This is a genomic window from Escherichia sp. E10V5 (genome assembly GCF_004212315.1).
Taxonomy (GTDB): domain Bacteria; phylum Pseudomonadota; class Gammaproteobacteria; order Enterobacterales; family Enterobacteriaceae; genus Escherichia.
The window spans coordinates 83,586-93,707 of sequence record NZ_RHJM01000038.1 but is presented as its reverse complement, the minus strand read 5'-3'; the positions used below and the strand labels follow the sequence as shown (position 1 = coordinate 93,707).

At 53.7% G+C, this 10,122-nt stretch carries 8 protein-coding genes; 2 read left to right on the top strand and 6 right to left on the bottom strand.

Features of this window, described 5'->3' with window-relative positions; all coding sequences use genetic code 11:
* Nucleotides 1-31: 31 nt before the first annotated feature.
* From hemG to pepQ, 4 genes are read right to left on the bottom strand one after another with little or no spacing between them, the layout of a single operon-like run.
* Nucleotides 32-577: a menaquinone-dependent protoporphyrinogen IX dehydrogenase gene (gene hemG, locus D9738_RS22465; protein WP_130209490.1), complete on the bottom strand. Its 546-nt coding sequence runs from the start codon at nt 575-577 to the stop codon at nt 32-34.
* An 11-nt stretch (nt 578-588) separates the two neighbouring features.
* A complete protein-coding gene (gene trkH / locus D9738_RS22460; RefSeq protein WP_000545680.1) occupies nt 589-2,040 on the bottom strand; it encodes a Trk system potassium transporter TrkH in 1,452 nt (483 codons plus the stop codon).
* 38 nt (nt 2,041-2,078) lie between these two features.
* On the bottom strand, nt 2,079-2,693 hold the full coding sequence (locus D9738_RS22455) for an IMPACT family protein (protein ID WP_001296979.1): 615 nt from the start codon (nt 2,691-2,693) through the stop codon (nt 2,079-2,081).
* Complete coding sequence (gene pepQ, locus D9738_RS22450; protein ID WP_130261222.1) at nt 2,693-4,024, bottom strand: Xaa-Pro dipeptidase; 1,332 nt, start codon at nt 4,022-4,024, stop codon at nt 2,693-2,695. The genes D9738_RS22455 and pepQ overlap by 1 nt, the downstream gene beginning before the upstream one ends.
* 189 nt (nt 4,025-4,213) lie before the next feature.
* On the opposite strand from pepQ, the gene fadB reads away from it, so the two are divergent.
* The gene (gene fadB / locus D9738_RS22445; RefSeq protein ID WP_130261221.1) at nt 4,214-6,403 is read left to right on the top strand and encodes a fatty acid oxidation complex subunit alpha FadB; all 2,190 of its coding nucleotides are present in this window, start codon (nt 4,214-4,216) and stop codon (nt 6,401-6,403) included.
* Nucleotides 6,404-6,412: 9 nt separating this feature from the next.
* Nucleotides 6,413-7,576 (top strand): acetyl-CoA C-acyltransferase FadA, encoded by a 1,164-nt coding sequence (gene fadA / locus D9738_RS22440; protein WP_130209482.1) that lies wholly within the window; start codon nt 6,413-6,415, stop codon nt 7,574-7,576.
* A 183-nt stretch (nt 7,577-7,759) separates the two neighbouring features.
* Here fadA and fre read toward each other — a convergent pair whose 3' ends face one another.
* On the bottom strand, nt 7,760-8,461 hold the full coding sequence (fre, locus tag D9738_RS22435) for an NAD(P)H-flavin reductase (RefSeq protein ID WP_130209480.1): 702 nt from the start codon (nt 8,459-8,461) through the stop codon (nt 7,760-7,762).
* A 45-nt stretch (nt 8,462-8,506) separates the two neighbouring features.
* The gene (gene ubiD / locus D9738_RS22430; RefSeq protein WP_000339804.1) at nt 8,507-10,000 is read right to left on the bottom strand and encodes a 4-hydroxy-3-polyprenylbenzoate decarboxylase; all 1,494 of its coding nucleotides are present in this window, start codon (nt 9,998-10,000) and stop codon (nt 8,507-8,509) included.
* Between the last annotated feature and the right edge of the window lie 122 nt (nt 10,001-10,122).

Here is a 10,122-nt window from a genome sequence, read left to right as displayed (position 1 = left end):
TTTCCGAATGCGCGTTTTTTATTCTTTATGCTTATTTCGACGCCGATCTGTTGGTTAATTGAGCTATTTCTCGGGCAAAATTCGCGACCTGCTCCCAATCGGTATAGACAACCTCTTTGCGCGTATCTGTTTCTCCGCCTGACATCTTCATAATCAGCTTGATCATAAAGCGGTCGTACCAACGATAGCGTGGATAACGCAGCGCCCCGGCAATAACGGCACAGCGATCGGGGCGCCATTGTGAACTCATCAGAAACTTCCGCGCGTAGCTGTTGGTCTGCACAGTCCGCTTCTCCGGCTTGCGTGCCACCAGGTTGACGGAGTAAAAGGCGCTCGGCATTGAGTTCAACCGGGTGGCATGCTTTTTGACAAATGCCTGGAACGCAGAATGGTAATGACCGTAGCGAATAGAAGCGCCAATCACCACGCGATCGTAGTTTTCCCATTGTGGTTCTTCAATGCGGTGCACATTAGCGACATCCGCCTGGATCCCCAGTTCTTTCAGTTCCGAAGCCAGGTAGGAGGCAATCTCGCGCGTTTGTCCGTCCCTTGTTGAGAAAAGAATTAATGTTTTCACGTATTACTCCATCATTCACGCCAGAAAGTCGGGGTAAAGAGCACCAGCAATGTAAAGACCTCAAGACGACCAAACAGCATGTTGGCAATCAGGATCCATTTAGCCACCGGGTTCATGCTGGTAAAGTTATCAGCAACCACGCCAAGCCCTGGCCCCAGGTTATTCAATGTCGCAACAACCGAGGCAAAGGCAGAAAAGTCATCCACGCCCGTGGCGATTATCGCCAGCATACTGACAATAAACACCAATGCATAGGCGGAGAAAAATCCCCAAACGGCTTCGAGAATACGTTCCGGCAGTGCACGGTTCCCCAGCTTAATGCTGTAGACGGCGTTCGGATGCACCAGTCGTTTCAGCTCACGGTTCCCCTGCTTAAACAGCAGCAGGATGCGGATCACTTTCAGGCCACCGCCCGTTGACCCGGCGCAACCGCCGATAAAAGCTGAACATAAAAGCAGTACCGGCAAAAAGAGCGGCCAGCGGGCAATGCTATCAGTCGTAAACCCGGCGGTTGTCGCCATCGACACCACCTGGAAAAATGCCTGGTTAATTGTCATCAGCGCCGAACTGTAGACATTATGAAACCACAGCACGAGGGTACAAATAACCACCAGCGTAAACTGTACGCCGATAAACATGCGAAATTCCGGATCGCGCCAGTAGACCTTCAGACTACGCCCACTTAACAGTGAAAAGTGCAGACCGTAGTTACAGCCGGAGATCAGCAGGAAGATAGCAATGATAGTGTTAATAGTCGGGCTATCGAAATAGCCAACGCTGGCATCATGCGTCGAAAAGCCGCCAATAGCGATTGTCGCAAAGCTATGACCGATGGCATCAAAGGCATCCATTCCAGCAAACCACAGCGCCAGTGCACAGGCGACGGTCAACAAGACATAAATCAACCACAGGGTTTTCGCCGTTTCCGCAATTCGCGGACGCATTTTGTTATCTTTCAGCGGGCCGGGCATTTCCGCGCGATAGAGCTGCATACCACCAACGCCGAGGATAGGCAGTATCGCAACCGCCAACACGATGATCCCCATCCCGCCAAACCATTGCAGCATCTGGCGATAAAAGAGGATTGCGTGAGGGAGCGAATCCAGCCCCACCAGCGTAGTGGCCCCCGTGGTGGTCAGGCCGGAGAAAGATTCAAAAAACGCATCGGTGATCGTGAGGTTCGGGCTTTCCGAGAAGATAAAAGGGAGCGCACCGACGCTACCCAGCACGGTCCAGAATAGCACCACGATCAGAAACCCTTCACGGGATTTCAGTTCGCCCTTCTCTTTACGGTTAGGCCACCACAACATAGAGCCAATAGCGAGGGCGACAAAAAAGGTCTGGGTAAATGCGCGGCCCGCCCCATCCCGGTAGATGAGTGCTACCAGCCCAGGGATAATCATTGTCCCTGAGAATAAGATGACCAGTAGTCCAACGATTCGGGTAATGGCGCGAAAATGCATCTCTGCCGCTTCCTTAGTTCTGCAAAACGAAGTGGGGATTATTCTTCAATCGCTAACAATTGCAATGAACCACGGCTAAAATCCGCCAGCTTTGCGGAAAATTCAGCCACTTTCGCCGCTGGAAGCGCCACCCGCAGCAGAACGAATGCCTGATAATCACTGTTGATAATTTTGCCGTCACACTGCCCCAGCAACGCTTCAATGCCGGTTAACTGACTATATTCACATTGCAAAGTATATTCGGTTAATGGCGTCTTGCGTTGGGTCGTTAGCTGGCGCAACGCCTGATTCACGCCGCCGCCATACGCTTTCACTAACCCACCGGTGCCAAGCAATATGCCGCCGTAGTAACGCACCACCACAGCAGTAATTTCCCCGACGCCGCTGCCCATCAGTTGGGCGAGCATCGGTTTACCTGCCGTTCCCGCCGGTTCCCCGTCGTCAGAGAAACCCAGCTGTTGAGAATCATCCGGCGCCCCCGCAACCCACGCCACACAATGGTGGCGGGCATCGGGGTGTTCTGCCCGCACCGATTCAACAAACGCTTTCGCCGCCTCAACGCCATCGGTATGCGCCAACATCGTTATGAAGCGGCTCTTTTTGATCTCTTCAACGACCGTGACCGGTGCCGCAGGAATTAACCAGCTTTCCATCACGCCAGTTTCAGATCCCGGGTCATGTTTTCCACGTTATTTTCGTGGATCACCACGTTGTCTTCGATACGAATGCCGCCGAACGGTTTCAGTGCTTCAATTTTCTGCCAGTTGAAGTGTTTGCTGAACTGCCCTTCACGCCACGGTGCCAGCAGCGATTCGATGAAGTAGATACCCGGCTCAATGGTTAATACCATGCCCGGCTGGAGAATACGGGTGCAGCGCAGGTACGGATATTTTGCCGGTGCCGCGAGGTGCGTACCGCTATCATCCTGCATAAAACCTGCTACGTCATGCACCTGCAGGCCCAGCGGATGGCCGATACCGTGCGGCATAAACGGTCCGGTGAGATCGTTTTCGACCATCGCTTCTTCACTCATATCGGTGATGATTTGATGTTTACGCAGCAGTTTGGCAATGCGCTGATGGAACTGGATGTGGTAATCCACATAGCTGACGCCTGCTTTCATGGTGGCGATCAGCGCCAGTTGTTCATCATTAACGTCTTTCACCAGCTGTGCGTAGTCGTTGTCGCTTTTTGCCGACCAGGTTCGGGTCAGGTCAGCCGCATAGCCATTATATTCTGCCCCGGCATCCAGCAGGAAGCTACGCATCTCTTCCGGTGCCTGATGGTCCAGTTTGGTGTAATGCAGCACCGAAGCGTGTTCGTTGAGCGCCACAATGTTGCTGTAAGGTACGTCGGTATCACGATGACCGGTCGCGGTCAGATAGGCAATGTTGATATCGAACTCGCTCATGCCAGAACGGAACGCTTCTTCTGCCGCGCGATGACCGTTGACCGCCATTTTCTGCGCTTCACGCATACAGGCCAGTTCGTACTCGGTTTTGAAGGAGCGGTAGTAATGCAGGTAGTCGATCACCCCTTTCGGGTTGATATTGCTGGCCTCAATGCCCAGTTGCAGCGCACGTTCCGGCACCGGACCGATATAACCAATATTGCCGCGCGCAGCAGGCAGCAGGCTACCAATGCCATCGGCTTTCGGCAGCGCGATCACGTCCACATCTTCAGTCCAGAAGGCGGTCGGCAGCGGTTCGACGTTGTGCCAGTAATCAACTGGCAGATAGAACCACAGTTTCGGCTTGTTCACGCCATCCACCAGCAACCAGCAGTTTGGCACCTGAGTTACCGGCACCCACGCTTTGAATTGCGGGTTCACTTTAAACGGATAGGGATGATCGTCGAGAAAAACATTGAACAGCTCGCCGGAGTGAATAAGTAATGCATCCAGCTTGAAGCGCGCCAGCGCATCGCGAGTCCGTTCTTGTAAGGTAGCTATATGATTTTTATAGAGCGAGGCCAGTGATTCCATTTTTTACCCTTCTGTTTTTTTGACCTTAAGTCTCCGCATCTTAGCACATCGTTCATCCAGAGCGTGATTTCTGCCGAGCGTGATCAGATCGGCATTTCTTTAATCTTTTGTTTGCATATTTTTAACACAAAATACACACTTCAATGCATCTGGTACGACCAGATCACCTTGCGGATTCAGGAGACTGACATGCTTTACAAAGGCGACACCCTGTACCTTGACTGGCTGGAAGATGGCATTGCCGAACTGGTATTTGATGCCCCAGGTTCAGTTAATAAACTCGACACTGCGACCGTCGCCAGCCTCGGCGAGGCCATCGGCGTGCTGGAACAGCAATCAGATCTAAAAGGGCTGCTGCTGCGTTCGAACAAAGCAGCCTTTATCGTCGGTGCTGATATCACCGAATTTTTGTCCCTGTTCCTCGTTCCTGAAGAACAGTTAAGTCAGTGGCTGCATTTTGCCAATAGCGTGTTTAATCGCCTGGAAGATCTGCCGGTGCCGACCATTGCCGCCGTCAACGGCTATGCGCTGGGCGGTGGCTGCGAATGCGTGCTGGCGACCGATTATCGTCTGGCGACGCCGGATTTGCGCATCGGTCTGCCGGAAACCAAACTGGGCATCATGCCGGGCTTTGGCGGTTCTGTACGTATGCCACGTATGCTGGGCGCTGACAGTGCGCTGGAAATCATTGCCGCCGGTAAAGATGTCGGCGCGGATCAGGCGCTGAAAATCGGTCTGGTGGATGGCGTAGTCAAAGCAGAAAAATTGGTTGAAGGCGCGAAGGCGATTTTACGCCAGGCCATTAACGGCGACCTCGACTGGAAAGCGAAACGTCAGCCGAAGCTGGAACCGCTAAAACTAAGCAAGATTGAAGCCACCATGAGCTTCACCATCGCTAAAGGGATGGTCGCGCAAACGGCGGGGAAACATTATCCGGCCCCCATCACCGCAGTAAAAACCATTGAAGCTGCGGCCCGTTTTGGTCGTGAAGAAGCATTAAAGCTGGAAAACAAAAGTTTTGTCCCGCTGGCGCACACCAACGAAGCCCGCGCACTGGTCGGCATTTTCCTTAACGATCAATATGTAAAAGGCAAAGCGAAGAAACTCACCAAAGACGTTGAAACACCGAAACAGGCCGCTGTACTGGGCGCAGGCATCATGGGTGGCGGCATCGCTTACCAGTCCGCGTGGAAAGGCGTGCCGGTTGTCATGAAAGATATCAACGACAAGTCGTTAACCCTCGGCATGACCGAAGCCGCGAAACTGCTGAACAAGCAGCTTGAGCGCGGCAAGATCGATGGTCTGAAACTGGCTGGCGTGATCTCCACGATCCACCCAACGCTCGACTACGCCGGGTTTGACCGCGTGGATGTTGTGGTAGAAGCGGTTGTCGAAAACCCGAAAGTGAAAAAAGCTGTACTGGCAGAAACCGAGCAGAAAGTACGACCGGATACCGTGCTGGCGTCTAACACTTCAACCATTCCTATCAGCGAACTGGCCAACGCGCTGGAACGCCCGGAAAACTTCTGCGGAATGCACTTCTTTAACCCGGTACACCGGATGCCGTTGGTAGAAATTATTCGCGGCGAGAAAAGCTCCGACGAAACCATCGCGAAAGTCGTCGCATGGGCGAGCAAGATGGGCAAAACGCCGATTGTGGTTAACGACTGCCCCGGCTTCTTTGTTAACCGCGTGTTGTTCCCCTACTTCGCCGGTTTCAGCCAGTTGCTGCGCGACGGCGCGGACTTCCGCAAGATCGACAAAGTGATGGAAAAACAGTTTGGCTGGCCGATGGGTCCGGCATATCTGCTGGATGTTGTGGGGATTGATACCGCCCATCACGCCCAGGTGGTGATGGCTGCAGGTTTCCCGCAGCGGATGCAGAAAGATTATCGCGATGCCATCGACGCGCTGTTTGATGCCAACCGCTTTGGTCAGAAGAACGGCCTCGGTTTCTGGCGTTATAAAGAAGACAGCAAAGGTAAGCCGAAGAAAGAAGAAGAAGACGCCGTTGACGATCTGTTGGCAGAAGTCAGCCAGCCGAAGCGTGATTTTAGCGAGGAAGAGATTATCGCCCGCATGATGATCCCGATGGTCAACGAAGTGGTGCGCTGTCTGGAAGAAGGCATTATCGCCACTCCGGCAGAAGCGGATATGGCGCTGGTCTACGGCCTGGGCTTTCCTCCGTTCCACGGCGGCGCGTTCCGCTGGCTGGACACCCTCGGCAGCGCGAAATACCTCGATATGGCACAGCAATATCAGCACCTCGGCCCGCTGTACGAAGTGCCGGAAGGTCTGCGTAATAAAGCGCGTCATAACGAACCGTACTATCCCTCGGTTGAGCCAGCCCGTCCGGTTGGCGACCTGAAAACGGCTTAAGGAGTCACAATGGAACAGGTTGTCATTGTCGATGCAATTCGCACCCCGATGGGCCGTTCGAAGGGCGGTGCTTTTCGTAACGTACGTGCGGAAGATCTCTCCGCTCATTTAATGCGTAGCTTGCTGGCGCGTAATCCGGCGCTGGAAGCGGCGGCCCTCGACGATATTTACTGGGGCTGTGTGCAGCAGACGCTGGAGCAGGGTTTTAATATCGCCCGTAACGCGGCGCTGTTGGCTGAAGTACCACACTCTGTCCCGGCGGTTACCGTCAACCGTCTGTGTGGTTCATCCATGCAGGCACTGCATGATGCAGCACGAATGATCATGACTGGCGATGCACAGGCATGTCTGGTTGGCGGCGTGGAGCATATGGGCCATGTGCCGATGAGTCACGGCGTCGATTTTCACCCCGGCCTGAGCCGCAATGTCGCCAAAGCGGCGGGCATGATGGGCTTAACGGCAGAAATGCTGGCGCGTATGCACGGTATCAGCCGTGAAATGCAGGATGCCTTTGCCGCGCGGTCACACGCCCGCGCCTGGGCCGCCACGCAGTCGGGCGCATTTAAAAATGAAATCATCCCGACCGGTGGTCACGATGCCGACGGCGTATTGAAGCAGTTTAATTACGACGAAGTGATTCGCCCGGAAACCACCGTGGAAGCCCTCGCCACGCTGCGTCCGGCGTTTGATCCCGTCAGCGGTACGGTAACGGCGGGTACATCTTCTGCGCTTTCCGATGGTGCAGCTGCCATGTTGGTGATGAGTGAAAGCCGCGCCCGTGAATTAGGTCTTAAGCCGCGCGCCCGCGTACGTTCGATGGCGGTCGTCGGTTGTGACCCGTCGATTATGGGTTACGGCCCGGTCCCGGCCTCAAAACTGGCGCTGAAAAAAGCGGGGCTGTCTGCCAGTGATATCGGTGTGTTTGAGATGAACGAAGCCTTTGCCGCGCAGATCCTACCGTGCATTAAAGATCTGGGGCTGATGGAGCAGATCGACGAGAAGATCAACCTCAACGGTGGCGCGATCGCGCTGGGTCATCCGCTGGGCTGTTCAGGTGCTCGTATCAGTACCACGCTGCTGAATCTGATGGAGCGTAAAGATGCCCAGTTTGGTCTGGCGACGATGTGTATCGGTCTGGGTCAGGGTATTGCGACGGTGTTTGAGCGGGTTTAAACACTTGCCGGATGCGGCGTAAACGCCTTATCCGGCCTACGGTTCAGGACTATTTGTAGGCACGATAAGACGCACCAGCGTCGCATCAGGAATTGTTTGCCGGATGCGACATAGATCAAAATGTCACTGTATAAAGTTTTAGTTGCCGTTCTTCCCGCCTGTCAGGGGCGGGTTTTTTATGGCTTAGATAAACGCAAACGCATCGCCAAACAGGCGATCTTCCCGCGCATTACGCTCATTGCAGAACAGGTCACGGGCGATTTTCGCCATCTCAAAGCGGCCAGCGATATAGATATCATGCTCCGCCAGCGTACCGTGATCCTGCAATACCGCCGTTAATACCGTTCCAGTACGTCCACGCCAGCCCGCTTCCGGTTGTTCAACTACCGGCACCACACGCAAACCAGGATGCTTCAGAGAAAGCGCCTCAAGCTCGGACAGATCATAAAGATGTTGCTCTTCACGCCCGCCCCAGTAAATGGTGATATCGCGATTGGGATTACGTGCCAGCGCTGTCAGCAAAATCGAGCGCGCATAAGAGAACCCCGTGCCGCCCGCAATCAGAATCATCGGACGTTCTTCATCATCGCGCAGCCACGCTTCACCGTGGGGAATATCCACCACGATTTGATGATCTTTAAGGATGCGATCCATAACGGCTTTGGCGTAGAGATTGATCTCCGAAGCGCCAATGTGCAGCTCAATGAAACCTTGTTCATTCGGCGTCGAAGCCATTGAAAACGGGCGTTTGTCGCGCTCGTCCATCACCACCATCAAATACTGACCAGCACGAAAAGAAAAGGCCGCGTCTGGCACAATGCGGACACGATATACGGTATCCGTGATAGCTTCTACCGAGGTCACTTTACAGCTTAAGGTTGTCATGCGCTTTCTCTGTCGGATCGATAAATAGGGCAAAACAAACGCGCATCAGGCGCTTTTACCGTTGTTAAAAATAGCCAGTTCATCCCAGATGGCGTCAATATGCGCGACAACATCTGGATCTTTTTTGATGGGACGCCCCCATTCACGCTGGGTTTCCCCTGGCCATTTATTCGTGGCATCCAGCCCCATTTTTGAACCCAGCCCGGAGACGGGCGAGGCAAAATCCAGATAATCAATGGGCGTATTTTCTACCAACACCGTATCCCGCGCAGGGTCCATACGGGTGGTAATTGCCCAAATCACATCGTTCCAGTCGCGTGCGTTAACATCATCATCGCAGACGATCACGAACTTAGTGTACATAAACTGGCGTAAGAATGACCAGACCCCCATCATGACGCGCTTCGCATGTCCGGCGTACTGTTTTTTGATTGTCACTACCGCCAGACGATAAGAACAGCCTTCCGGCGGCAGGTAAAAATCGACAATTTCCGGGAACTGTTTTTGCAGAATCGGCACGAACACTTCGTTCAACGCCACGCCCAGTACCGCGGGTTCATCTGGCGGACGCCCGGTATAGGTGGAATGGTAAATCGCATCTTCACGCTGGGTAATATGCGTCACGGTAAATACCGGGAAGCTATCGACTTCGTTATAGTAACCGGTATGGTCGCCATACGGCCCTTCCGGCGCCGTTTCGCCTTGTTCGATATACCCTTCCAGCACAATCTCCGCACTGGCGGGCACTTCAAGGTCATTGGAGATACACTTCACCACTTCGGTCTTGGTGCCGCGCAGCAATCCGGCAAAGGCGTATTCCGACAATGTATCCGGGACTGGCGTCACTGCACCGAGAATCGTAGCGGGATCGGCACCCAGCGCCACAGAAACCGGGAAACGTTCGCCCGGATGCGCCGCGCACCACTCCTGATAATCCAGTGCGCCGCCGCGATGCGACAGCCAGCGCATAATCAGTTTGTTTTTACCAATCAGCTGCTGGCGATAAATACCCAGATTCTGCCGCTCTTTATGCGGGCCGCGCGTTACGGTCAGCCCCCAGGTAATTAGCGGCGCGGCGTCTTCCGGCCAGCAGGTCATAATGGGAATGCGGTTAAGATCGACGTCATCACCAGAGACGATTTTTTGTTGGCAAGGGGCACCACGCAATCGCTTTGTCGGCATGTTTAACACCTGCTTAAACTGCGGCAGTTTATCAAACAGGTCGCGGAAACCTTTTGGCGGCTCCGGCTCTTTCAGAAACGCCAATAATTTACCGACTTCACGCAGCGCCGAAACATCTTCCTGGCCCATGCCCATCGCCACGCGCTTTGGCGTACCAAACAGGTTGCACAGCACCGGCATCGAATAACCTTTGGGGTTTTCAAACAACAACGCAGGTCCACCGGCACGCAGAGTGCGGTCAGCAATTTCAGTGATTTCCAGATGCGGATCCACCGGGAGCGTGATACGTTTTAGCTCACCCTGCTGTTCAAGCAGCGTCAGGAAGTCGCGTAAATCGTTATATTTCATGGCGTCCATTGTAGCCTCTTAATCTTCGCCCATTATACGGCGTTCATCTTCGCGATGCTGTAAATTTGTTAAATTAGCGTGAACTCTGACGGCATAACGCAAACCGGGGAATATAATTAACTTAGCGTAAA

What these genes read in the sequence shown, in the direction of transcription:
- fadB (WP_130261221.1), top strand. Translation starts at nt 4,214, where the DNA reads ATGCTTTACAAAGGCGACACCCTGTACCTTGACTGGCTGGAAGATGGC.
- pepQ (WP_130261222.1), bottom strand. Translation starts at nt 4,024, where the DNA reads ATGGAATCACTGGCCTCGCTCTATAAAAATCATATAGCTACCTTACAA.
- fadA (WP_130209482.1), top strand. Translation starts at nt 6,413, where the DNA reads ATGGAACAGGTTGTCATTGTCGATGCAATTCGCACCCCGATGGGCCGT.
- trkH (WP_000545680.1), bottom strand. Translation starts at nt 2,040, where the DNA reads ATGCATTTTCGCGCCATTACCCGAATCGTTGGACTACTGGTCATCTTA.
- fre (WP_130209480.1), bottom strand. Translation starts at nt 8,461, where the DNA reads ATGACAACCTTAAGCTGTAAAGTGACCTCGGTAGAAGCTATCACGGAT.
- ubiD (WP_000339804.1), bottom strand. Translation starts at nt 10,000, where the DNA reads ATGGACGCCATGAAATATAACGATTTACGCGACTTCCTGACGCTGCTT.
- D9738_RS22455 (WP_001296979.1), bottom strand. Translation starts at nt 2,693, where the DNA reads ATGGAAAGCTGGTTAATTCCTGCGGCACCGGTCACGGTCGTTGAAGAG.